The 24,031-nt window shown below is 66.4% G+C and carries 23 protein-coding genes; 4 read left to right on the plus strand and 19 right to left on the minus strand.

Features of this window, described 5'->3' with window-relative positions; genetic code table 11:
* Positions 1 to 25: 25 nt before the first annotated feature.
* From HLAC_RS00865 to HLAC_RS00895, 7 genes are all read right to left on the minus strand, one after another.
* Positions 26 to 466: a metal-dependent transcriptional regulator gene (locus HLAC_RS00865; protein WP_012659418.1), complete on the minus strand. Its 441-nt coding sequence runs from the start codon at positions 464 to 466 to the stop codon at positions 26 to 28.
* 43 nt (positions 467 to 509) lie between these two features.
* Positions 510 to 995: a hypothetical protein gene (locus HLAC_RS00870; protein ID WP_012659419.1), complete on the minus strand. Its 486-nt coding sequence runs from the start codon at positions 993 to 995 to the stop codon at positions 510 to 512.
* A gap of 137 nt (positions 996 to 1,132) precedes the next feature.
* A complete protein-coding gene (locus tag HLAC_RS00875) occupies positions 1,133 to 1,732 on the minus strand; it encodes a DUF5789 family protein (protein WP_012659420.1) in 600 nt (199 codons plus the stop codon).
* 114 nt (positions 1,733 to 1,846) lie between these two features.
* Positions 1,847 to 3,061, minus strand: coding sequence for a Fe-S cluster assembly protein SufD (gene sufD / locus HLAC_RS00880; protein WP_012659421.1), 1,215 nt, complete (start codon positions 3,059 to 3,061; stop codon positions 1,847 to 1,849).
* 1 nt (position 3,062) lies between these two features.
* Positions 3,063 to 4,493, minus strand: coding sequence for a Fe-S cluster assembly protein SufB (sufB, locus tag HLAC_RS00885; protein ID WP_012659422.1), 1,431 nt, complete (start codon positions 4,491 to 4,493; stop codon positions 3,063 to 3,065).
* A 52-nt stretch (positions 4,494 to 4,545) separates the two neighbouring features.
* Entirely contained in the window at positions 4,546 to 5,463 is a 918-nt protein-coding gene (locus HLAC_RS00890) for an ABC transporter ATP-binding protein (RefSeq protein WP_012659423.1), read from the minus strand.
* Between the two features lie 134 nt (positions 5,464 to 5,597).
* Positions 5,598 to 8,387 carry a DNA-directed DNA polymerase gene (locus tag HLAC_RS00895; RefSeq protein WP_012659424.1) on the minus strand — a complete coding sequence of 930 codons (2,790 nt, stop codon included), beginning with the start codon at positions 8,385 to 8,387 and terminating at the stop codon, positions 5,598 to 5,600.
* A gap of 101 nt (positions 8,388 to 8,488) precedes the next feature.
* Here HLAC_RS00895 and HLAC_RS19130 point away from each other — a divergent pair, with 101 nt between their 5' ends.
* The 3 genes from HLAC_RS19130 (at position 8,489) to HLAC_RS00905 (ending at position 9,634) form a co-directional block, all read left to right on the plus strand.
* Positions 8,489 to 8,662 (plus strand): DUF7331 family protein, encoded by a 174-nt coding sequence (locus HLAC_RS19130; protein ID WP_012659425.1) that lies wholly within the window; start codon positions 8,489 to 8,491, stop codon positions 8,660 to 8,662.
* Positions 8,663 to 8,758: 96 nt separating this feature from the next.
* On the plus strand, positions 8,759 to 9,169 hold the full coding sequence (locus HLAC_RS00900; protein WP_012659426.1) for a DUF7322 domain-containing protein: 411 nt from the start codon (positions 8,759 to 8,761) through the stop codon (positions 9,167 to 9,169).
* A 27-nt stretch (positions 9,170 to 9,196) separates the two neighbouring features.
* Entirely contained in the window at positions 9,197 to 9,634 is a 438-nt protein-coding gene (locus HLAC_RS00905) for a DUF7346 family protein (RefSeq protein ID WP_012659427.1), read from the plus strand.
* A gap of 297 nt (positions 9,635 to 9,931) precedes the next feature.
* Here the strand turns inward: HLAC_RS00905 and rad50 are convergent, their stop codons facing one another.
* From rad50 to HLAC_RS00925, 4 genes are all read right to left on the minus strand, one after another.
* Positions 9,932 to 12,640: a DNA double-strand break repair ATPase Rad50 gene (gene rad50, locus HLAC_RS00910; RefSeq protein WP_012659428.1), complete on the minus strand. Its 2,709-nt coding sequence runs from the start codon at positions 12,638 to 12,640 to the stop codon at positions 9,932 to 9,934.
* A complete protein-coding gene (gene mre11 / locus HLAC_RS00915; RefSeq protein WP_012659429.1) occupies positions 12,637 to 13,947 on the minus strand; it encodes a DNA double-strand break repair protein Mre11 in 1,311 nt (436 codons plus the stop codon). The genes rad50 and mre11 overlap by 4 nt, the downstream gene beginning before the upstream one ends.
* A 65-nt stretch (positions 13,948 to 14,012) precedes the next feature.
* Positions 14,013 to 14,348, minus strand: coding sequence for a DUF7966 family protein (locus HLAC_RS00920; protein WP_012659430.1), 336 nt, complete (start codon positions 14,346 to 14,348; stop codon positions 14,013 to 14,015).
* Between the two features lie 118 nt (positions 14,349 to 14,466).
* Positions 14,467 to 14,730: a MarR family transcriptional regulator gene (locus HLAC_RS00925; protein ID WP_012659431.1), complete on the minus strand. Its 264-nt coding sequence runs from the start codon at positions 14,728 to 14,730 to the stop codon at positions 14,467 to 14,469.
* A gap of 140 nt (positions 14,731 to 14,870) precedes the next feature.
* Between HLAC_RS00925 and pan1 the strand changes: the two genes are divergently transcribed.
* Complete coding sequence (pan1, locus tag HLAC_RS00930; protein WP_012659432.1) at positions 14,871 to 16,088, plus strand: proteasome-activating nucleotidase Pan1; 1,218 nt, start codon at positions 14,871 to 14,873, stop codon at positions 16,086 to 16,088.
* Between the two features lie 55 nt (positions 16,089 to 16,143).
* Here the strand turns inward: pan1 and HLAC_RS19135 are convergent, their stop codons facing one another.
* From HLAC_RS19135 to HLAC_RS00965, 8 genes are all read right to left on the minus strand, one after another.
* Entirely contained in the window at positions 16,144 to 16,290 is a 147-nt protein-coding gene (locus HLAC_RS19135) for a hypothetical protein (RefSeq protein ID WP_012659433.1), read from the minus strand.
* Positions 16,291 to 16,373: 83 nt separating this feature from the next.
* Positions 16,374 to 17,549 (minus strand): DHH family phosphoesterase, encoded by a 1,176-nt coding sequence (locus tag HLAC_RS00935; RefSeq protein WP_012659434.1) that lies wholly within the window; start codon positions 17,547 to 17,549, stop codon positions 16,374 to 16,376.
* Positions 17,550 to 17,639: 90 nt separating this feature from the next.
* On the minus strand, positions 17,640 to 18,569 hold the full coding sequence (locus HLAC_RS00940; RefSeq protein WP_012659435.1) for an NAD-dependent epimerase/dehydratase family protein: 930 nt from the start codon (positions 18,567 to 18,569) through the stop codon (positions 17,640 to 17,642).
* Entirely contained in the window at positions 18,566 to 19,063 is a 498-nt protein-coding gene (locus HLAC_RS00945) for a DUF5791 family protein (protein ID WP_012659436.1), read from the minus strand. The genes HLAC_RS00940 and HLAC_RS00945 overlap by 4 nt, the downstream gene beginning before the upstream one ends.
* Before the next feature lie 42 nt (positions 19,064 to 19,105).
* Entirely contained in the window at positions 19,106 to 22,411 is a 3,306-nt protein-coding gene (locus HLAC_RS00950; RefSeq protein WP_049933097.1) for a DUF7286 family protein, read from the minus strand.
* A complete protein-coding gene (locus tag HLAC_RS00955) occupies positions 22,405 to 23,079 on the minus strand; it encodes a DUF7284 family protein (protein WP_012659438.1) in 675 nt (224 codons plus the stop codon). Before HLAC_RS00955 ends, HLAC_RS00950 begins: the two co-directional genes overlap by 7 nt.
* Positions 23,076 to 23,516, minus strand: a complete 441-nt coding sequence (locus tag HLAC_RS00960) for a DUF7285 family protein (RefSeq protein ID WP_012659439.1) — start codon at positions 23,514 to 23,516, stop codon at positions 23,076 to 23,078. The genes HLAC_RS00955 and HLAC_RS00960 overlap by 4 nt, the downstream gene beginning before the upstream one ends.
* A complete protein-coding gene (locus HLAC_RS00965) occupies positions 23,497 to 23,985 on the minus strand; it encodes a DUF7283 family protein (RefSeq protein ID WP_012659440.1) in 489 nt (162 codons plus the stop codon). The genes HLAC_RS00960 and HLAC_RS00965 overlap by 20 nt, the downstream gene beginning before the upstream one ends.
* Positions 23,986 to 24,031: the final 46 nt, after the last annotated feature.

A 24,031-nucleotide genomic window follows, 5' to 3' on the forward strand; every position in this document is an offset into this window, starting at 1 on the left:
GTCGAAAAAGGCGTTTTTCTCCCGCCTACTGCTCCGGCTCGATGGGCGTCGCCGCGATCTCCAGACACGCGCAGGCGTCCGTCTCGGGGTCGAAGCAGTCCGGACACTCCGGCTGCCGATCAATAATCGTGTCGAGCCGCTCGGCGACGGTGTCGTCGATAACCGCCTCCAGCTCGTGGGCCTCCTCGCGGAAGTCTTCGACGGCGAGCACGTTCGCGAGGAAGCGTTCGATGATACAGTAGGTCTGGAGCGCGTCGCGCGCCCGCACGATCCCGTCGTCGGTGAGCTGGACGCCCTTGTACTTCTCGTGTTCAGCGAGCCCGAGGTCTTCGAGCTTCCCGATCATCTCGTTGGCGCTCGCGGGACTGACGCCGAGGGCGTCGGCGACCGACCCGGTCGAGGCGGGACCGTCTTCCTGCTTCTGTACGACGTATATCGTCTTGAGGTACTGGTCTGCAGTGTTCACGGCTTCCCTCCGTCGGCGCTCGTCGCCGGTTCGATCCCCCGGTTCATCGTCGCTCCATGACCGCCGTCACCTCGCTGACCCCCTCGGCCTCGTCCTCGCGGATCGCGTGCAGCTCGTCGAGAAGTTCCGCGCGGTCGATCGTGAACTCGGCGTCTGAGTCTTCGATCGCATCGATGAGGTCGTCGTAGAACTTGTAGGCGGTCTCTTCGTTACACAGCTGGTCGTACAACACGCCGTCGAAGTCCTCGGGACGCGTCCGGCCGTACCGCGCGTCTACGAGCGACTCGATCTCGTCGAACGGAACGCTATCGACGCCGAGCCCCTCGATGAGCGACTCGAGTCGCTGGCGGTGTTCGGCCGACTCCTCGGCGGCGTCGGCGAGCAACGCCTCGATCTCGTCGTCGAGTTCGGCGTCGAGACTCTGGTAGTGGTGGTGGGCCCGCGCCTCCACGACTTCCTCAAGTACGATCCCGATCTGTAACAGCCGAGCGAGCTGGTCGTCCGAGGCGATCCGCTGGCTCACGCTCACGGCGACCACCCGTCACCGATCGATACGCCCGTTCGCATACACTCGCCTTCGGGTGCAGGCCGACTTAAGATTTTCCCCTCCAGTCGAGGGTTCGTTCGGACGGACTGCGGGCGCGCAGGCAACGGAGAACCGGCCACCTAGATTCCGAGCCAGTCGTCGTTCCGGATCTCGTGTCCGCTCTCTCGGCAGACCTTCGCCGCCTGTCGACGGATCTGCCGCGAGGTCGGGAGCTTCTCTTTGTCACGGATCCGGTCGACGACCCAATCGCGGACGACGCCGATCGATTCGTCGTAGTCGTCGGGACTGACCCGCGCGAGTTCGACGAAGGTCTTCTCGTAGGCGTCGTGTTGCGATCCACCGAGCTCCTCGTTCGGCAGCGTCTCGCTGGCCTCCACGATCCGCTTCATGGCCGTGGCGACCGTGGGTCGCCGTATCCGAACGCGGACGCGATCCGGCGAGTCGAACTGCACCTTGTCCGTCTCGGGGACCAGCTGCTCGACGGTGTATCGTTCGGCCGACGGTCCGATATCGCGGTCTCCGATCGCCGCGATGATCTCCGCTCCCGTGGCTGGGAACTCCAGCGATTCGAGCTCGGCCTCGACGTCGCCGAGGTCCGCGGCGTCGATCTCCGGCTCCGGCTCGTCGCCGCGTTCCAGTTCCGTGGCGATGTCGCGGCGCCGCTGGCGGTCGTCGTCGTCTCGTGCCTGTTTCTCTCGTCCGTCTTTATCGTCTGCCATTCCCGTACCTACGGCTCTCGTCCATATAGTACTGTAGGTAATATGAAACTATTCTCGTCTCGAAATAATGAACGTCCCGGGTCGCCGAGAAGATCCGGCGACAGACGAATCAGCTTACTGGAGGCGCTGTAAGACGAGTTCTTGGACGTCGTCGCGGAACTCGTCGACTGCGATTTCCTCTAACACGGGCACGAAGAAGCCCTCGACGAGCATGTTTCGGGCCGTCAGCGGGTCGATCGTTCGACTCTCGAGGTAGAACAGGTCCTCGGCGTCGACCTGTCCGACGGTCGCGGAGTGGGACGCCTCGGTGTCGTGGTTGTGGATGATCAGCTTCGGCGACGCGTCGGCCTCGGCGTCGTCCGACAGCATCAGCGTGTTCTCGCGCTGGTAGCTGGAGGTGTTCCACGCGTCCTCGCCGACATCCTGAACCCCCTCGTAGACGGAGCGGGACACGTCGTCGAGTACGCCGCGCGTGACGAGGTCGGCCGTCGTGTGCTCGGCCTGGTGCCAGACGCGGGCGTTGATGTCGAAGTGCTGGTCTTCGGTGCCGAAGAACGTCCCGACGATCTGGCTCTCGGAGCCGTCGCCGTTCAGTTCGGTCTCGACGTCGGAGCGCGTGAGCTTCGAGCCGAAGTTGCTCTCGATCCAGTCAACCGTCGCGTACGTGTCGGTCACGCCACGCTTCAGCGAGTAGGTGTACGAGTCGTCGTCGAGGTTCTGGAGCGAACCGAACTGGACGTTCGCGTTCTCGCCCGCGACGATCTCGACGAGGTTCGAGAAGTACCGGTCGCCGTCGACGCCGTCGTCACCGCTCTCGATCGACTCGAGGATCGTCACCGACGACGACTCCTCGGCGACGACCAGCGTCTGGCTGAACAGCGAGCGGGAGTTCATTTCCGCGCGTACCGTCACGTCCTCGACGTCGACGCCCTCGGGGACGTAGACGAACGTCCCGGTCGTGAAGAGCGCGACCGACAGCGCGGTGAGGTAGTTGTGTTCGGGATCGAGTACCGACCCGAAGTTCGCCTCGATGATGTCGCCGTACTCGTCGAATGCCTCGCTGAAGGGTAAGATGACGACATCGTCATCGCCGGCCGACCGCTCGGTCGTGTCCGACTGGTTCAGCGGGTCGACGAGCGCCTCGAAGTCGAGCGCCTCCAGGTCGGTCCAGCGGCGGCCGGGCGTCTGGATGACGTCGGGCAGATCGGCCGTCTCTAGCGCGGAAAGCGCGTTCAGACGGGTCTCTAAGAGCCACTCGGGCTCGTCGCGTTCCTCGGCGATGCGTCGTACCGTGTCCTCCGAGAGGCTCTCGATTGCTTTCGTGCTCATGTTATCCGAGCGAGCCCTCCATCTCCAGCTCGACGAGCCGGTTGAGCTCGACGGCGTACTCGATGGGCAGCTCCTCCGTGATGGGCTCGATGAAGCCCGAAACGATCATCTGTTTGGCGTCGTCGTCGTCGAGACCGCGCGACTGCAGGTAGAAGATGTCCTCGTCGCCGATCTTCCCGACGGTCGCCTCGTGGGCGACGTCGACCTTCGACTCGTTGATCTCCATATACGGCATGGTGTCCGATGTCGACTTGTTGTCGAACATCAGCGCGTCGCACTCAACGGCCGTCGAGGAGTTCTCGGCGCCGTCGGCGATGTGGACGAGCCCGCGGTAGTTCGTGCGGCCGCCGTCCTTCGCGATCGACTTCGACTCGACGGTCGACTTGGTGTTCGGCGCGTTGTGGTACACCTTCGCGCCCGTGTCGATGTCCTGTCCCTCGCCCGCGAAGGCGATGGTGATGTGGTTGTCGGAGGCACCGCGCCCCTTCAGGATCGTCGAGGGGTACAGCATCGTCGCTTTCGACCCCATCGATCCCGAGATCCACTCCATGCGCCCGCCCTTCTCGGCGATGGCGCGTTTGGTGTTCAGGTTGTACGTGTTCTTCGACCAGTTCTGCACCGTGGAGTACTGGACGTGGGCGTCCTCGCCGACGAACACTTCGACGCCGCCGGAGTGGAGGTTGAACGCCGAGTACTTCGGCGCGGAACAGCCCTCGATGTAGTGGACTTCGGAGCCCTCCTCGGCGATGATGAGCGTGTGCTCGAACTGGCCCATCCCCTTGGAGTTCATCCGGAAGTACGCCTGGATCGGCATGTCGACGGTGGTGTTCTCCGGCACGTACACGAATGAGCCGCCGGACCAGATCGCACCGTGGAGCGCGGCGAACTTGTTGTCGCTCGGGGGGACGCACTTCGTCATGAAGTGCTCGCGGACGATCTCTTCGTGCTCTCGGACGGCCTCGTCCATGTTACAGAAGATGACGCCCTTCTCCTCCCACTGCTCCTGCATGTTCTGGTAGACGACCTCCGACTCGTACTGGGCGCCGACGCCGGAGAGCGCGTTCTTCTCGGCCTCCGGAATGCCCAGCTTGTCGAAGGTGTCTTTGATCTCGTCCGGGAGTTCGGTCCAGTCGTCGACACCGGCGCGGACGTCGACGTCCGGCCGGATGTACGGGATGATCTCGTCGATGTCGACCTCGCTCAGGTCCGGCTGTCCGGGCCAGTCGGTCGGCATCGGCATCTCCTGGAACTGCTCGAGCGCGCGCAGGCGCCGCTCCAGCATCCACTCCGGTTCGTCTTTGTCCTCCGAGATGACGCGGACCGTCTCCTCGGTGAGTCCCTTCTCGGTCTGGAAGGCGGATTTCTCCTCCTTCTTGAACTCGAAGCGGGCCTCGGTGTCTGTCTCCTTCAATTCGTCCTGTTGTGAGCTCATAGTATCTTGTTACGGATTCTCGTATTTACGTGTATCGCGTGACTGGATTCGGTTACGCGGCCTCGAACGCGTCCTCGCGGACCCAGTCGTACCCCTTGTCCTCGAGCTTCTCGGCGAGTTCCGCACCGCCGCTTTTGACGACCTCGCCGTCTAACATAACGTGAACGTGGTCGGGCTCGACGTAGTCGAGAATCCGCTGGTAGTGCGTGATCTGGAGAACGCCCGTGCCCTGCTCGTCGCGGAGCGCGTTGATCCCCTTCGAGACATCCTGCAACCGGTCGATGTCCAGCCCGGAGTCGATCTCGTCGAGCACGGCGACGGCGGGCTCTAACATCGCGGCCTGCAGCACTTCGTTCTGCTTCTTCTCGCCGCCGGAGAAGCCCGCGTTGAGGTACCGCTGCATGAACTTCTCGTCCATGTCGAGTAGCTCCATCTTCTCCGAGAGGATCTGCTGGAACTCGGCGACGCCGATCTCGCCGTCGTCCGCGGGACCCTCCATCGGGGAGGTGTCGTACCCCTCGTCGTCCTCGTCCGCGTCGGCTTCCGCCTCTTCGTCTTCGAACAGCTCCTCGCGCTCGTCCGCCTTGGCGTTGAGCGCCTGCCGGAGGAAGTTCGTCATCGTGACACCCTCGATCTCCGCCGGGTACTGGAACCCGAGGAAAATACCGAGCGCTGCGCGCTCGTTGGGTTCGAGTTCCAGCAGCTTCCAGTGGTAATCCTCGTCGTCGAGTTCGGCGTCGATGTCGGCGACGTCCTCCTCGTCGAGATGCAGGAGGATCTCGCCGCCAGTGACCTCGTACGCAGGATGGCCGGCGATGACCTTCGCGAGCGTCGACTTCCCAGAGCCGTTCGGACCCATCAGTGCGTGGATGTCCCCGGACTCGACGGTTAGGTCGACCCCACGAAGAATGCGTTCGCCGTCCTCTTCCGCCACCCGCGCATGAAGATCGTTGATTTCGAGAGTTGCCATATGTATTCTCGTGCCTCGTGTCCGTACAGTGGTGTCTTATCGGGTTAATGGTTACGCATCTCCCGTAGAATTTCCCAAAATCGGCAAGAATTTTTCTCTACAATTAAAAAGTGATTTTCAAACTCCGGATTAAATCACATGAAGGAGCCGAGTCCGGTCTGCTCTTGACCCGTCTTGACCTCCTCCCACGACAGGCCGAGCGCCTCGATGACGCGCTCGATCGGCCCCTGAAGGGTCTTGTCCAGCATCTTTTCCCAGTCGACCTTGAACTCGTCGGGGACCTGATCGGCGTACTCGAAGCAGATCACGTCGGGATCGCGTTTGAACTCTCCGTATAAGTGATCGCGTTGGGGATCGAGGCCCTCCTCATCTTCCATCCGCTGCCAGAAGTCGGGGTGGACCTTCTCGATGTACAGCCGCTTCGGCTTCGACCCGCTCCCGAAGTTGGTCCCGAGCATGAGGTTGGCGTACTTCGCCCCGCGAACCTGCGCGGTCGGGGTATCGTATGCGTCGAGCTTCTTGCCGATCCCGCCGGGAATCCCGATCTCGTCGAGGTCCATGTCGCCGCCGAGCACGCGCGCGATGACATCGACGAGGTACGACTTTATCTCCTCTAAGTCCTCGTCGATGTCGTCGCCGGTGACAATCGTCTCGATAACGTTCTGCTGGACCTCCTTCGTGATCTGTGCGATATCCGAGCGCTTGTACTCGAAACCGGTGATGTCGATGTCATCGACGTCTTTCCCCTCCTTCCAGATGATGTGGCCAGCGTACCGCTTCTTCTTGCCGGCCTGGAAGAACCGCCGGTAGAGCTTTTCGAACTCGATCTGGAAGCGGTGAACGTCGGCGTTCAACTCATCACGCGCGAAGTCGTCGTAGCGCTCGTTAATGTGGTCCTCGATCTCGAAGGAGGTCTCGATCGCCTCCTCTTTCGACATGTTGGATAACGAGAGCATGACGCTGTCGGTATCTCCATAAGAAACTTGATAATTAAGTTCGTTGGCGGCTTCCTCAGTGAAGTCGATGACTTCCCGACCGGTCGCTGTGACGGCTGCAGCGCCCTCTTTGTCGTAGAGACGGAACCGATCCCATCCCGTAACGCCGTATAGAGAATTCATAATAACCTTGACAGCTCCCTGCTGTCGGTCGTACTGCTCGTAGGGCTCGGTGCCGGGGTCGTGGTCGTTCCGGAGCCCCTTCTTCTCCTCGCGCTCGGAGAGGAGTTCGTCGACCATCTCGCGCATGATCCCGTCCGGCTCCTTCTGGAAGTGAGTCCCGTTAGGCGCGACGTACATCTCGCCGTCGTACTTGCCGGGATCGACCTTCGTCTCCGGGCCGGCGTTAATCGTCACCATGCACATCGGGTAGAGGCTCTTCAGGTCTTGGACCGTCACCATCTCCTTGACGCCCGTGATGGGGTCGAAGACGGCGCCGCCCTCGAACTCTTCCGACTCCTGTTGCCCCTTCGTCGGGAGCGCGAACTTCCCGAACGCCTTGTGGAGGACGTACATGTCGACGGTGTCGCCGGGGGTCGGCGCGTCCTCGATCTTGCAGCCGACGAACGTTCGCACCTCGTCCCAGAAGGCGATCACGTCCTGTTTCCGGTCGATCTCGACGCACAGCTCCACGTCGCGGATGCTGTACTCCAGCAGACGTTCGGGGTCCTGTTCCCACAGGTCGCCGATGTCGCCCGTGTAGCGCTCCTTGCCGACGCCGAGTTCGCGCTCGCCGACGGCGTCGAGCCGGTACGACTCCAACTCGGTGAACATCGTGCGCTTGTACGCGTACAGCAGGTCGAAGACGACACGGCCCTTGATGTCGGGACCGCCCCAGCCGGAGCGCCACACCTCGCCGATCCGAGAGAGCCGGTCGATCGAGAGATCGTACTGGCTCCCGTCGTCGAGCACCTCCAACCGGTCGAGGACGTACGGCGCGTCGAAATCCTCGAAGTTCCACCCCGTCAGCAGATCCGGGTCGGTGTCGTCGATGTACTCGATGAACGCGTCGAGCATCGCGGCCTCCGTCTCGAAGGTGCGGACCTCAAAGTCGATCTCGCCGCCCCCGTCACCCACGATCCCCTCGTAGTCGGGGAGATCCTCGGGCGGCGGGATCTCGGCCTCGGGGGCGTCGTACAGCCAGACGACGTACTCGTCGTCGTAGGAGTCATGGCTCGTGAGACAGATGATCGGCTCCTCGCCGTCCTCGGGGAAGCCGCGGCGGTCGTCGACCTCGATGTCGAAGGTGTTCACCCGCATCTCGGCGTCGATCTCAGCGGGTTCGAGATGCCCCTCGTGGACCTGGATCGCGTCGGAGCCGTCGTCGAGCCGGCGCTCCTGCACGCGCACTCCCCCGTTGAGCCCGTTGTCGATCAAAAGGCGGTTCGGGAAGAGGATATCGGCCTCGAAGGTCGTCGCGAAGTCGTCGCGGATGTTCCCCACGTCGCGGGGCGTACGGGTGACGATCCGGGTGAGCGGCTCGCCGCGGATGCTCTCGTACGGCTCGCCCTCGACGTTCTCCTCGCGCGTTCCGATCACCACGTCGTACTCCTCGGTCGGATCGCCGTTGAGGTCGGCAGTCGGCACGTAGAAGTACGGTTCGACGCCCAGCACGCGGAGGTGTTCGACGGCGTCGTCACCGTCGTCGACGGGTCGCCGGCCGAACACGTGCACGACCGGGTACTCGTCGCTCCCGTACCCCTCGACGGCGTAGTCGATTTGGGTGATCATCAGCTCGACGGTCCCGGTCGATTCCGGGAACTTCGCCTCGTCGACGTCGACCACGTCGCTGACGTGTCCGCGCCCGCCGCCGGCGACGACGGCCGCCTCCTGTGCGGCCATGTCCTCCCGTTCGGTCTCCATGCTGTCTCTCGTCCCGTCGTCCGCGTCTCCGGGCGACGAGAAGTCCGACAGCCCCGACTGAGTCATACCCGTGCTTCGGCGCACCCGGCTAAAAAACTCGGCTTTCGGGTGCGGCGAGGAGTCCCAGCACGGAAAGGCATATAATGTGTGACGCCATACCACGGGCTATGTCTTCGGACCCACGTTCCGAACCCCAGGTGGCTCGCCCGGCCGACCGCGACCCCGGCGCCGCCGAGGTGGAGGTGTACGAGGACGGCGGGAACGTGGTGCTTTTCGACGCCGCGAACCCCCTCGCGTGGGTCGAGGCGAGCCGAACGGTCCGGCTGGCCGACGCGACCTGACGGGGTCTCTCCTCCCGTTTCGCTTCGGACCGTCGCCGCGGCTCGCGTGCCGATGCGGGGCGGAATCCCTTTCCCCCGTCCCCGCGTACGTCTGGCGTGTTCAGCCTCGACGAGGACGACGAGGGCGAGGTTTCCTTCGGTGAGAGTTCCGACGCCGAGCGGGAGATGACGCCGGATATTCCGAAGGCGCCCTCGGTGAAGACGTTCGACGACAGCGGCGACTTCGAAGGCGCGAGCGACGTGGATTCGAGGACTCTCCGCGCGTTCGTCGTCGCCGTCATCTACGCCAACGCCGCCGTGCTCCTCGTCGCGCTCGGCCCGATGCTATGGTTCTTCGAGGGGTGGTCGCGGATCGGTCCGGTCCTATTCTTCCTCGGGCTCCTCGCGGGCGTTCGGACCTACCAGACGTACCGGGCGTGGGAGCGGGCGCGGGACGCGACGGAGTCGGATTCCGAAGGCGACGGGGACGACGAGGGCGACGCCGACCACTCGCCCCCGGAAGCGTAATGCCCGCGCGACCGCTGTTTCTGATCCATGCAGACGGTTCGTGATGCGGCCGGCGAGACGTACCTCCTCGTGAAACGCTCCGCCGAGTCGAGCCGGGTGCGGGACCCAGCCACCGGCGAGGAGCGGTACGTCGACAACGACGAGCTTCGTATCGTCGACGGCGAGTCGCCGCTCGCGACCGCGGCCTCGGGCGTGCCGGCCCCGGTTCGGCGGACGCTTCGAGCGGTCCGGGACGACCGGTCGCTCGGCCTTTTGGCGGTCGTCGTCGACGAGGGACCGATCGCCGCGATCGACCTCCTCGACGCGGCCGACATGTGCGAGTCCGATCTCCACGGGACGATTACGGAGTTCCGCGCGGCCGGCCTGATCGACGAGGCCGAGGTCGCGGGGCAGCGCGGCTACGAGGCGACTCCGGTCGCAGTCGAAGCGATAGAGCTGTTGCGGGGCGGGTCGGAGGACGAGTAACCATTTATAAGTGCGACTCGTGGCGATTCGCGGCTGTTCGTCCCCGATCCTCGTTCGGCCGAGCGTATGCCTCGCGCCTCCCCAGCCTCGGCGGACGGGTCGGCGGGGGAAACGCCGCGCCGACCCACCGCCTCCCTCGCGATCTGCTCGCGCCTTATAAGGCGCGAGCGGGCGCGCCGACGTAGTGGGTGTGGACTGTCGTCGCTGCCCCTGTCGGTGGTGGCGTCACCGCCGCTTTCTTCTGATAGTGCAGTACAGCCGTTTCTTACAAAGAGAAACGGCGGAGAGACCGCCCGCTCAGTCGTCGGCGAGTTCGGCGATATCGAGCTCAGCGGCGTCGAGATCGGCGGCGTCCTCCCGGCGCACCGTCGACCGATTCGTGCGCGGGTCCTTCTCCACCGTCACCAGCTCGTCGGCCGCACCTACCAACTCGTCGTCGTGGCTGACGATGAGGATCTGGCGCACGCCGAATCCGCGCATCTCCTCGACGAGCCGGACTAGCCGGGAGACGTGCCCGGAGTCGAGGAAGACGGTCGGCTCGTCGAGGATGAGCGGCGGCGTCGGCGCCGCGCCCTCGATCCCCTCCGAGAGCAGTCGGTAGATCGCACAGCGCAGCGAGAGGTTGAACAGGGCGCGCTCGCCGCCGGAGAGCTGCTCGGGATCCAGCGGCTCGCCGTCTTTCTGGTAGACGGTAAGGACGTACTCGCCGTCGAGCTCGATATGCGAGTAGGCGTCGTTGCCGTAGACGAGTTCGAACGTCTCGTTGAGCGTGCGCTCCAACTCGGCGACGTTGCGCTGCCGAAGCTCCGCCCGGAGGTCGCCGTACATCGCCTCCAGCTCGCTCGTCTCTTCGTGGAGGTCTTCGAGCGCGTCTACCCGCTCCGCGAGCGACTCGCGCTCCTCCCGGAGGTTCTCCAATTCCTGAATCTCACTGTTCACTCCGCCGATCGCGTTCTCCAGTTCCGTCCGTCGTTCCGCGAGGCGGTCGAGCTCGCCGTCGACCTTCTCGAGGTATTCCTCGGCCGTCTCCTTCCGCTCTCTCGCCTCGTCGACCGCTGCCTCGTCGACCGCCTCCGCGAGCTCGTCGCGGCGCTCGCGCTTGTCTGCGAGTCGGTCGCGCCGCTCGTCGTTCACCTCGTTCAGGTTCTCCCGCTTCTCGCGGCGACGCTCGATCTCGTCTTCCGCGTCCGCGATCGCCGACAGTTGCTCTTCGATCGCCGCTACCGCCTCCCGGGCGTCGTCGACCGCCGCGAGTGCGTCTTCGAGTTCCGCCACGCGTTCCGCGGCCGCCTCGGCCTCCTCGCGCTTCTCCGTGGCGACATCGTGGGTCTCCTCGGCCTCCTCGCGGAGGTCTTCGACACGCTCACGCTTTTCCGCCGCCGCCTCCCGCTTCCGGTCAGCCTCCGCGTGCTTCTCCTCGACACGGTCTTCGAGGGTCTCGACGGTCTCGTCGATCTCGTCGAGCCGGTCCGCCGCGCTTGCGAGCTCACTCAGCTCCGCGAGCCGGTCATCAAGGTCGCTCTCGCGTTCGCGGGCCTCCTCCAGTTCCGCTTCCAGTTCGGCGACCTGCTCGCGGTCCTCGTCGATTCCGCTCGCGTGCGGCGAGTCCTCGACCGGCTGTCCGCACTCGGGACACTTCCCCGCCGCGAGCAGCTCCTCGGCCTCCTCGACGCGGTCGCGGGCGTTCTTCAGCTCCGCCGACAGCTCCGCGATCCGCTCGCGGACCTCACCGCGCCGCTCGCGCAGTGCCTCTCGCTCGTCGGCGACCCCGTCCCGGTCGATGTCGGCGTCGGCGGCTGCGAACCGCTCGCGAAGCGTCTCGGCCTCCTCGCGGAGTTCTTCGACCGAAGACTCGCGCTCGTCAGCCTCGTCCGCCGCCGCCTCGGCCTCGTCGCCGAGGTCGTCGGCCTCCGATTCGATCTCCGCCGCGCGCTCGGCGCGGTCGTCGGCCTTCCCGGTGAGGTTCGTCGCCTGATTGCGGAACGCCTCGGCGCTCACCCGCTCGTCGTCGAGCTCCTCGCGGACCGTCTCCTCGCGGCCGTCGAGCTCGGCGCGGCGCTCGGCGATGGTCTCGTCGCTTGCCGCGTCGAGTCCGGCACCGTCGAGCCGGCCGTCGATCGCGGCCTCGATCTCCTCGACCCGCTCGCGGGCCTCGCGGACCGCGTCTCGGTGCTCGTCGCGCTCGCGCTCCGCCTCGCGAATTGTCGCTTCAATCTCGTCGATCTCAGCCGCCACCGACTCCAGTGTCTCGCGTTTCTCCGCGTGGGTCGACAGCGTTTCCGCGGCGGCCTCGCGGGTCTCCTTCGCCTGCTCGCGCTGCGTCTCGTAGCGGTCGATCTCGTCGGTGACCTCGGAGAGGTCGCTTTCGAGTCCGTTGAGGCGGTCGTGGAGGTCCTTCTCCTTCTTCTCCGCGATCTGGTCGTCGAGCTGGTCGAGTCGCCCGCGGCGGTTCTCCAGCACGTCCTCGACGCCGAGCCGCGCGTCACCGGCGCGCTCGCGGTACTCCTCTAGCTTTCCGAGCTGGAGCAGGTCATCGATCGTGTCCTGTCGCTCGCGGGGCGTGGCGTTGATCAGCTTGTTGACCTCACCCTGTCGGACGTACGCGCAGTTGACGAACGCCTCGGCGTCCATCCGAAGGAGTTCCGTGACGAACTCCCGCACGGCGCGCGCGCCGTCGCGGGTCACGTCGCTCCCGTCCGTCGTTTCGAGCGTGCACTGGTGATCGATCCGACCGTCGTACTCCTTGAGCCGTCGCTCGATATGGTAGGAGGCACCGTCGTGCGTGAACCACAAGTCCACTTCCGTCTCTTCCTCGCCGTTCGTGATCACGTCTCCGAGAGTGCCGTCGAGCGCCTTCGACCCGTAGAGCGCGAAGAAACAGGCCTCCAGAAGCGAGGACTTCCCGCTGCCGTTGAGTCCGTGGATGACCGTGACGCCCTCGGTCAGTCGGAGGTCGGCGTCGCCGTACGGCTTGAAGTTCGAGAGCCGGACGCGGTCGAAGTTCACAGGTAGTCCTCCATGGAGACCTGCTCGTCGATGTCGGCAGCGCTGGCCGTCGCGGTATCGTCCTTGCCTCCGATCGGTTCGCCGTCAGTTTCGTCGTCTGCGAGTTCGGCTTCGTCGTCTGCGAGTTCGGCTTCGTTGTCTTCGGCTTCCGCATCTCCGTCTACGGTCTCGCCTCGATCGAACGCGTCGAGATCGTCGAGGTCGTCGATCCGCTCTTCAACCCGGCGTTTCACGGTCTCTCTGACGTTTGTGTCGGGAATCGTGTCGGCGCGGACCGCCTCCTCGACGTCGAAAGCGGCCTCTGACAGTCCCATCTCCTCGACCCGCTCTCGGACGGCGTCTTCGGGGTCAGCGAAACTCACATCGATCTCGGCATCCGTCTCCACCTCGCGGCGGTCGGTCACGCGAGCGATCAGCGCTCCCTCGTCGGTCGCGAACTCCTCGATCGCGGCCGGCGTGACCGGGTCTCCCTCGCCGGTCACGTCGACGAGGACGACGGCGTCGCCGAGGTCGTGTTGGCGGACCTTCTCGCGCACCCGCGCCGCGCCCTCGCCCTCGCGAAGGTCGACTTCCACGAAGACGAACGGGCGGGTGTCGAGCGCGCGCCGCCGGATCTCCACGCGGTCGTCGCCCCCGGCGGCGTCGGCGTCGAAGGTGACGAGGTTGTAGCCGCGCCCCTCGCGCTCGCTCGCGCTGGCGCGCTCGGTCGACCCCGGATACGTGACCCACGTGCCGTCGACCTTGGCGACATCGGGTGTGTGGTTGTCGCCGAGAAGCATCGCGTCGAAGTCCACGTCGCTCTCCGTGAGCACCGTTTCCGTGTCCCAGTCCGCGTAACCGAACGGCTCGAAGAGGCCGTGCGCGACGAGGGCGGCGTAGTCCGCGTCGTGATCGTCGAACGCGTAGTCGAGGTCGTCGCGGCGGGAGACGGGGACGTGATCGAGCCCGTAGAAGGAGGTGTCGCCGACGACGGTCGGATCGTCGCCGAGCCGGGTCGCGAGCCCCAGCCGTTCGAACAGGTCGAGCCACTGGCCGCCCCGCGTCGACTCGTGGTTTCCGACCACGGCGAGGAAGGGTACCCCCGCGTCGTCGAGCCGGCGGAGGATCGAGATTGTTCCCATCAGATCGGTGAGCTCCGGCCGGCGGTCGTGAAAGAGGTCGCCGGCGTGGACCACTGCGTCGACTTCTCCTTCGATCGCGTCGTCGATCACGGCCGCGAAGGCGTCGAGGAAGTCTTGTCGTCGGACCGGCGAGTGGTACTGCGTGTACCCCATGTGGGTGTCGCCGGTGTGAATCACCCGTGTCATCTGCACGGATCTTGGCCGGTATCGGGTTTAGGGGTTCCGGGGGCGGAGCGGAAGTGGTCCGGCGGTCACCGGCCGCGTTCGTCGTCGCAGGCCCTGTCATCTCCGGCTCTGTCGTCGCCGCCCCGGTTGTCGCTGTCGGCCGCCGCTTCGCGGAACCGGCGGAACGCGGCGCGCGCCTCCCGGCCCCGTTCGGCGGCGGCCTCGTCGCCGGCGCGTTCGGCGGCGGCGATCGCCTCATCCAGCCGGTCGAGTCCGCCGCTGTCGACGAATCCTGCGGCGCGTCGCAGATCGGATCGCGCGGCATCGGCCTCGTCGATCACGGCGACGGACGGCCGGGTCGCTGTGTCGGTGCGGCTCGCCAGCGCGGAGAGCGCCTGCTTGACGGCGGCGGTCGAGACCATGGGTGCGCTGGGTCGCTATCGCTCATAAGAGATGGTTCTTCGAAGGGGACAGACGGGAATCGAAATAGGACGACGGGGACGGGAACAAGGGCAGTTCAGTCGCTCCCGGTTCGCCCTCTCACACCGACAGGGTGTACAGTCGCTTTCGGGCGTCAGCGAAGGAGAACCGGGAGTCGACGACATCCTCCTCTTCTAGCCGCGAGAGCGCGTACCTAACGGTCCGGGGCGGGAGGAGGGTTTCCTCGGCGAGTTCGCTCTGTGTGAGCGTGTCGTTGTAGTCGAGGACCTTCGCGACGAGCTTTGCGCTCGGCGGCAGGTCCCGGACGGCGCTCCAGCGGTCCGTGACGTCCTCTTCGGCGGCGACAGCGTCGGTGGCACTCATGCGTGATTCTCCTTATTTCATGCTGGAAGATAATATTTACTATCCTATTTAATTACTTTTGCGCATTTACCGGGCAGATGTACCCCGCTAGCTCTCCCCCACCCGAAACCTCTTACGCGCGAGACGCTTTATTACGCACAATGACCGACACCGTCGACGACGTCGAGCTGCCCTACGATGAGGGGTCGGCGTCGAGACAAGAGAAGATCGAGTCCCTCCAGGAGGAGCTCGACGTGCTGGAGTCACAAAACGAGGAGATGCGCGACAAGCTCCTCGACGCAAACGCCGAGAACAACAAGTACCAGCAGAAGCTCGAACGGCTCACACACGAGAACAAGAAGCTGAAGCAGTCCCCGCTGTTCGTGGCGACGGTTCAAGAGATCACGCCCGATGGCGCCGTTATCAAACAGCACGGGAACAATCAGGAGGCACTCACCGAGATAACCGCCGAGATGCGGGAGAAGCTCAACCCGGACGACCGGGTCGCGGTGAACAACTCGCTTTCCGTCGTCAAGAAGCTGGAAAAGGAAACGGACGTGCGCGCCCGCGTGATGCAGGTCGAACATTCCCCCGACGTCACCTACGCTGACATCGGCGGACTGGAAGAGCAGATGCAGGAGGTCCGCGAGACCGTCGAGATGCCCCTCGAACACCCCGATATGTTCGAAGATGTCGGCATTACACCGCCGAGCGGTGTCCTACTGTACGGGCCGCCCGGCACGGGGAAGACGATGCTGGCGAAGGCGGTCGCCAACGAGACGGACGCCACCTTTATCAAGATGGCCGGCTCCGAGCTCGTCCACAAGTTCATCGGTGAGGGCGCGAAGCTGGTCCGCGACCTGTTCGAGGTCGCCCGCGAGAACCAGCCGGCCGTCCTCTTCATCGACGAGATCGACGCGATCGCCTCGAAGCGGACTGACTCGAAGACCTCGGGCGACGCCGAGGTCCAGCGCACGATGATGCAGCTGCTCTCCGAGATGGACGGCTTCGACGAACGCGGCGAGGTCCGGATCATCGCCGCCACCAACCGCTTCGACATGCTCGACCCGGCAATCTTGCGTCCGGGCCGGTTCGACCGCCTCATCGAGGTCCCCAAGCCGAACACCGAGGGTCGCGAGATCATCTTCCAGATCCACACCCGGAAGATGAACCTCGCAAGCGACATCAACTTCGACGAGCTCGCCGAGATGACGCCGGACGCCTCGGGCGCCGACATCAAGGCCATCTGCACGGAGGCCGGAATGTTCGCGATCCGCGACGACCGCACCGAAGTTACGCTTGACGACTTCCTCGGGGCTCACGAGAAGCTCCAGCAGGACGACGAGACCGGCGCTGACGATTCGCTGGCGTTCGCCTGACGCGGCTCGCTGCCCCGATTTTTACCGCTTGTTCGTTCCACCTCGTCGCTAGTCGCTACAGCGCTCGCAGGACCACGTACGGAACGATGAAGAAGAGCGCGAATATCAGTCCGGTCGCGATCGCGTAGCCGACGCCGACACCGGCGAGCGCGCGCCACCCGTCGTCGGTGGGTAGACCGCGTGTCGAGAGGTCGAGATCCATACCCGTGGCTTCGCCGCCGTCGACTTAAACATCGGTGACGGCTCCGCCCCGGAGCACTCCTCTCTTCTGATCGATCTTCCCGCTTACACGTCGCCCGCCAGCGCACGGAACAGGTCGTCTGTGAGCGCGTCGCGGTCCACGGTCTCCGGTTCCTCGTCACCCGCCGGATCGATCGTCGGAGCGACCGTTCCGCCGCCCATCCGCGAGTGGCCGCCGCCGTTGCCGTTGTCGAGGTCGGACAGGACCGATCCGATGGCGTTGCCCATGTGGACGCGGTCGTCCCGTGACCGGCCGGAGAGATGAACCGTCCCGTCGCGCTCTCCGATGACCACGACGGCACTGACTCCCTCCAGTTGGATCAGCTCGTCGGCTGCCTGCGGGATCGCGTCGACGTTGTTCACGCCCCCGACGTCGGCGACCGCGAACGACCCCTCGATCTGGCGGCCCGCGATGGCCCGCGCTTTCACCTCCAGCACCTCCGCATCGACCGCCGGGTTGGCGATCCGGTCGAGCCGGTCCTGATCGACGCCGGGGTACACGTACGCCGCGGCCGCGAAGTCGGACTCGCTCGCGCCGACCGTGAGATGTTTGGTGTCGGTGAGAATCCCGTACAAGAGCCCGGTCGCCGTGTCGGTGGGGAGCGTGAGGTCGCTGTCCGTCTCGCTTGCGTGCTTGTCCGGCGGCACCGGTGTCGCGTCGTTTTGCTGGAAGTACTCCGCAACTACCGAGGCCGTCGCGCCGTAGTCGGTTCGTACGTCAGTGAACGCCTCGCCGGCGCCATCACCGGGATGGTGGTCGACGACAGCGAGCGGAAGCACGCCGTCGGCACCGGCGAACCCCCGCGGCTCGTTGTGATCGACTAGCACGATGGACTCGGCGGCCAGATCGCTCACGTGTTCGATCGGGTCCAGCTCCAAGTCAAGCACCGTGCGGAACGCCCGGTTCTCCTGATGACGGATTTGTCCGGGGTACTGTACCGTCGCGTCGACGTCGAGCTGCTCCGCGAGCGAGGCGACGCCGAGCGCCGCCGACATCGCGTCCGGATCCGGGTTCGGGTGCATCAGCACCGCGATCTCATCGCGCTCAGCCAACAGGCGGTGGAACTTAACGCCGGGCGTCCTGCGAACGCGGAACAGCACGTACGCGCCGACGATCGCGACGATCGCGACGACCGCGGCCGCGACGACGAACTCCGGGCTCTCTCGAGCCATCGCCTCCGCCTGCGAAAGTCGGTCGTCGGTCACGCTCAGAGACCACATACGTGCCGGTCGAGTCGCTCCCGGTACATCAAGGTTCGTTACCGTTTCGACTCGCCGGCAACGACGGAACCGGCCACGCCAACCGCGAGCTCACTCGCTCGCCGCTCTGAACGTCCGCACCGCGTCGCGGTACCCCTCGCGAAAGGTCGGATAGGTGAACTCGTAGCCGAGCGCCCGCAGGCGGTCGTTCGAGCAGCGCTTGCTGGTCCGGATCCGCCGTTCGGCCGCGGCGGAGAGATCACCGTTCGCGATCTGATCCGCTTTCGACCGCTTCGCCGGCCGCGGCACGCCGCACGCGTCGGCCAGCCAGTCCGCGAACGCGTGCTTGTCGATCGGCTCGTCGTCGACGACGAGGACGGCGTCGCCGCGAGCACAGTCCGCTTCGAGGAGGTACCGGACCGCCCCGGCGGCGTCGTCGCGGTGGACCATGTTGAGGTATCCGGCTGTGACCGGTCCATCGAGGTAGCGCTCAAGCCGGTAGCGGTTCGGGCCGTACAGCCCCGCAAACCGTGCAACCGTCCCGTCGATCCCGAACTCGGCCGCCGTCTCTAGCGCGATCCGTTCCGCCGCTGCGAGGACGCGGGTCTTGTCGGTCGTGGGCTCTATCGGCGTCTCCTCGTCGACCCACGCGCCGTCGTGGTCGCCGTACACGCCCGTCGACGAGGTGTAGATGAGCCTGTCTGGCGTCTCCACCCGCGATCCGTACGCCTCGATCACGTTCCGGAGGCCGTCGACGTACACCTCGCGGGCGGCCGCGGCGCCGCGACCGCCGGAGCTGGCCGCGAACACGACCGTGTCCGCCTCGGGGAGCGCGTCGAGCGACGCCGGATCGGTCGCGTCCGCGCGGACGGCGTCCACTTCGCCCAGATCTCTGCCGCCGTCTACCGCCTCTCCGACCGACTCGATCGCGTCCAGCCCGGCGTCCGATCGCCGGACGCCCGTCACGGCGTGGCCGCGCTCGGCGAGTTGTCGGGCGAGTTCGAGGCCGACGTAGCCGCAGCCGACGACGACGACCCTCATGACTTCCGTCGCTCGATGACCGCCATGATCTCCGCCAGCTGCCCGAGCGTCATCGGAGCGCGCCCCTCAAGCGCCTGCTGGACCTCCTGTCCGGTGAGATCCGCGTCGATCGCGGCGGCAATCGTGTCCACGTCGAGCACCGCCGTCGCCATCCCCATCAGTAGGTGGTCGCGGACCTCGGCGACGACTGCGTCGCCGTCGCGGTCGGTCGATACGGCGACGATTGCGGCTCCGTCTTCGAGCCGAATCTCCGTGGCGTCGCCGTCAACGGCAGCGTCGATGACACCTCCATCGAGCCCCGTCTCATCGACGAGTCGGTCGCGGCCGACCTCCGCGGCCGCCTCGCTCAGCAGCGTCTCAAACGACGCCAACAGCGCCGCAGCGGTCACTTCGTCCGTGTCGGTCGACTCGCCGTCCTCAGTCTCTCCGCTCTGCGTCTCTCCCGCGCCGCTCTCGACTCCCGTCGCGCCGTCGGCGACGACCTCGTGAAACATGGTCCCCCTCGGTCGCCGCGTCTCAAAACGGCTGCGGTCGGGTCACGGCTTCGAACACTTCCCCTCGCCGCCCGACGGCGATTCCCCCATCGCGCCGGGGCATGGCCATCCCCCTGACCGCTCATCGCGAGTTCCGTCGACATCGCCGACACCGGGCGGGCCGGCTGGGACCGCGACGGCGACTACCGTCTCGGCCTCGAACGCGATCGGTTCCGTCTTGCCCAGTTGCACCGTCTCTCCGCCCACGTCGACGGTCACATCGCCCTCGCTCCGGACGTACGTAAAGCGTTTATCGGGTGTTCCCACATTGGCGCGCAGCGCGAATCGCGGGTACTCCCCGCGGATCTGCACGCGCCAGGCGTTCACCGTCGTCACCCAGTACCCCGGAACGGGCGCGACTGGGAGCCCTGCGCCGACGGTTCGAGCGGGCTTCATCGACCACTTTTCGCCCAGTTCTTTTACAGCCTTCTCGCTCACCTTTCCGGTAGCTGCTTTGCCCGCGCGCGCCGCTTGGTTCTCAACCGCCTTTTCCATCCGGTCTCTGAGCAACACCCGCGCTCCGCTCGTCGTCTCGTCGACGAACCGGGTCGGGACCCGAACCGCGTCCCTCCCGGCCGCGGTCCGCGTCGCGACGCGTAAGTTCGCGGCGAGCGCCTCTTCGGCCGCCCGCGACAGCGACCCGACGCTTGCGGCCTCGGCGGCGACGCGATCCGGATAGGATCCGTCTCCGACGGCAACCGCACGCTCGCCGGGGGAACCGTAGCTCGCGGCGGCCTCGTCGAGCGCTCTGCGTCGCTCGTCTCGCGACAGCGAGGTCCGGACGCGGAGTGTCGATCCGAGCGCCCCGTCAACCTCGTCCAGCGACCCGTCTATCTGCCGGGCAAGTGCATCCCGATCTGCTCGCAGGTCGGGATCGTCGTCCGCTGCCAGCGCATCGTTCGCTAGGAGGAGCGACCGGCCCGCAGTTCCGACCCGTACCGTGTCCTCGGTACCGAGGATCCGATCGACGACGCCGCTCGACACCTCCCCGTACGGCACGGTGACGTAGTTCACGTTGCGGACCGCGAGCGGTCGCGTCGTCGTCCCATCCACGCCGTCGACGGCTTCCCCGTCGACGGTCGTCCGCGGGAGGTATCCCGGAGAGCCGTTCGGTTCGAACGTCACCGCTCCGCCGGGGCCGTCCTCGCCGATCGCGTACGTCCCGGAATCGCGGGCGGCCTCTCGGCTGGCGAGAGCGTCGCCAACGTCAGGGCCGTCGAAGGCGCTGTTCACGCGGTCGAGGAACCCGTCAGTCGCGCGCTCGCGGTCGCTTGCGGCGGACTCGAGCTCGTCGATTACGGCGTCGAGATACGCGGTGCGGGCAGCGGTTCCGGCCCGATCAGCGGCTCCGTCGTACGTCACCGGCGCGTCGACAAGTTCCGCGCGTCGGTCGCGGATTGCGTCGGCGAGATCGGCGTACGGTTCCGCCTCGCCGACCGCTGCATCCTCCATCGACGCCTCGGTCTCGATGTCGCGCACGTCGCTCGCGAGTGCGGCCACGTCGGCCGCAACGGCGTTCCGATCGGCCTCCGATCGGGAGCCGACAACGGTCGTTGATCGCGTCACCTCCCCACCGCTGATCGCGTCTTCGGTGATCCGATCGACGCCGTTCTCGGTGTCGACATCGAGGTCGACCCGTGCGATCGGGGGCGTGTCGCGCAGGTCCGGACCGTCGCTCGCGTCGCCCGCGCCGAACGTCGCGGTGGCCCGGTCGGGCGCTCCGTCGGTCGGGGCGTGTTCCCCCGATACCGACACCCTTACCCGATAGTGGTCGGTCACCGCGTCGCGTGTGGTCGCCCGATGGACCCGCTCGTCGACGACGCTCCCGTTCGGGCCGCGCTCGACCGTCACTCGCTCCCACTCCGCGACCGCAACGCGCTTGACGGTCGCCTCGCGGGTTTCGAGGCCGAACGAGACACGCTCGCCGGGGTCGACGATTCCCGACGGGACACCCTCCGGTACGCCGGATCCGGAGATGATCGGCGACCGTTCTGTCCGTGTCAGGTCGACGCGCTCCCAGTCGCCGGTCGTCGTGAATTCCGAGGGAGAGGGTGTCGGCGGCGTCGGACGCCCGCCGTCGACAACCTGCGTCGTCGACGTCTCGACGCGTGCTTCGACCCGATACGCGCTCTCGATGATCGCGTCAAGATCGTCGTAGACGCGCGTCGCCCCCTCGTCGGCTGCACGGCCGACCGGAACCGAAGTCCGTTCGTCCGTCCGCTCTTCTCCGAACTCGAACGCAGCGTCCTCGCTCGGCTGATCGCCCGGGGTGTCGTTCTCGCCCGAACCGTCTCTCTCGCCCGGACCATCGCGTACCCCCGGTGTCGGCGCGCTGAGCACGGCCTCGGTCCACGACCCCTCGTCGACGCCGGTCGGCTTGAGCAGGTCGGTGACTCCGGTCCGCGCCGTCGCGCGCGCCACTCCCCCGCGTGCGTTCGGGTCGCTCGTGCCGAACACGTCACGCTGCGTCCGGACGATCCCCGCGTTCGTCGACAGCTCCACGTGGCGGTTCGCGAGCACGTTCTCGACCGGCGCGCCCGCGTACTGCCCGTACCCGCGCGCCCATGTCATCGCGTAGAGACTTGCGGTGATCTGGCGCCCCAACCCCGGCCCCTCGACCGGACCCCGGTTAAGCCGCTCCTCGAACCGCTCCGTCCGCTCATGTGCCGCGAGCGTCGGCACGGCCACCACGACTGTCCGGTCTTCCGTTCGCTCCACGACGGTGCGTCCGCTCCGCGTCGCGGTTGTTTCTACCCCTTCGAACGTCACCCGTGTCGCTGTTCCGTTCGCGGCGGGTTCGACGCGGATTCGATCGCGCGCCGCCGCCAGCTCACTCGGACCGTCTACCGCCGGTAGCGACGCCGTCGCCGTCACGTCACCGACTTCGGCGTCCACGGCTGCCAGCGCCTCGGAACCGGCGATCGCGAGCCGGATCCGGAACGCGTCTTCGAAGGCCGATCCGTTCCTGACTGCGGTTGATCCGTGTCCGTCTTCCGAGCCGGCGGCTGATCCGTCCGGCGCTCGCGTCACCGGCTCTGCGGCCGCGTCGTGCGCGGCCTGACGCGCTGCGGCCCTGAGCGCGGCGGTAGAATCGGCGTCGACGCGCTCGACGGCGCGCTCCACACTCCGGTCCTCGCCGATGAGTCCCTGATCTGCGATCCCTGCGGCGTACGTCGAACTCGTCACGAGGAGGAGAACACCGATCAGCGCGAACGGGACTCGTGCACGCTCGTCGACGGTGAAGGACCGACACCGCGTTCCGGAACACGACGCGTTCGTTCCCGGCGATAGCTTTCCCACGCTCACCACCTCCTAATCACGATTCTGACCGATTTGGCGGCGTCCGCGGCGTTCGGTGCCGGGTGCGTGATCACCGCGACTGTGACATCGGCGCCCCGCGGCGGCTCGCTCCCGACGGTGACTGGGTCCGGCGACTCGGACCCGGCAGTCGGGTCTTCCGTTTCGGGGCTACCGGCCTCTCCGTGTCTCCGATCGATACGCCACGGGATTCCTGTTCCGCCCGTCGTCGGCGCCACAGACCCGTTCGACGCCCAGCGCGGTGTTCTGACCACGATGCCGGGCGAAGGAGCCCCCGTTTCGCCCTCGGCTTCGTCTTCAGTCTCGTCCAACGTTCTCACTTCCGCGTCGACCCGCGTCCGCGGTCCGATCCCCCGATCGATAGCGGCCAGCGCTTCGGACTCGAACGCCTCCCTCGCCGCACGTTTCCCGCCGCCTCCTTCGTTTTCGGCCGCCACCAGCGCCAGCAGCTCGGCGCGCGTCGCGTGGACCGTCCGGGTTCCGTTCGGCGCCTCTGCTGACGCGTACGTCACCGTTACTGTTTCCGTCACTATCAGATCGGCGACCTCGGCGACTTCGGGTCCCGCCGCCCTGCGGTCGCTATCAGCCGCACCGAGCGCGACGACGCTCGCGGAGACACAAAGGAGAAGCACCGTCACGTCGAGTACAGTGCTGGTCACCGGTACACCACCGCCCGAAGCGTTCCGCGGATGTTCCGTCCCGGCTCGACGCTAACCGTTACCGGCCGCTCGGCGACCGCGACTGCGTCTGTGCCCCGAGCGGCCTCTGCTACCGGCGCCTCGTCGCCGGACCGGACCGTCCACGTCTCGCCGTCGGCCTGGATCTCGACGGTTGCGCCGAACCGGAACTCGCCGACACCGCGCAACCGTTCCGGATCGACGACGCCGCCCGTCGTCACCGCCGGCTCGACCCGATCGAGCGTCGCTTCGGCGGTCGGACGCTCTCGATCTGGCGCCGCGTCGTCGAGCGCGCCGACGTACAACCCGAGCGCCGCTCCGACGGCGAGCACGGCAACCAGGGCGGCGATCGGCTCGACCGCGGCGCGGCTCTCGGTCCCCTCCCCGCGGAGGAACCGCTCATCCGACGAGCGTGACATGGACCTCCCCGTAATGAACTCGTCTCACTGTCAGCCGATCCGGCGCCGGACGCCACTCGTGATCGCCTCTCCGGGCGCGCTCGGCGGCGGCTGCGAACTCCTCCGGATCGTCGAACGCCGCGTCCGGCGGAACGCCGCTGAGCACTCGACGGAGACCGTCGCCCTCGGTAGTCTCTCGTCGCTCCGTCGGGACCGGCGTTATCCGCGGCGCACGTAAGGACGCTCGCGCGGTCCCGCCTCCACCATCGAGTGCGACGGACCCGGTGGTGAGTCGAATACGGTTTGCGGCGAGTCCGTGTTCCGCCCTCGCTGGATACTCGTCGTCCGCGATCGAGTCGATCGTGTGTGCGACGCCGCTCGCGTCCGGCGGCGGCGAGGCCGGGAACGCGCCGACGACGCCGGCGGTTGCGACGCTCACCATCGCCAAGCCGATCCACGCGTAGGTGGCGTCGAGGTTGGTCTCGAACACGGGGCGGCTGGCCGCGGCTTTGTACTTAAACGATCGCTCCGACGCT

The organism is Halorubrum lacusprofundi ATCC 49239, assembly GCF_000022205.1.
Taxonomy (GTDB): domain Archaea; phylum Halobacteriota; class Halobacteria; order Halobacteriales; family Haloferacaceae; genus Halorubrum; species Halorubrum lacusprofundi.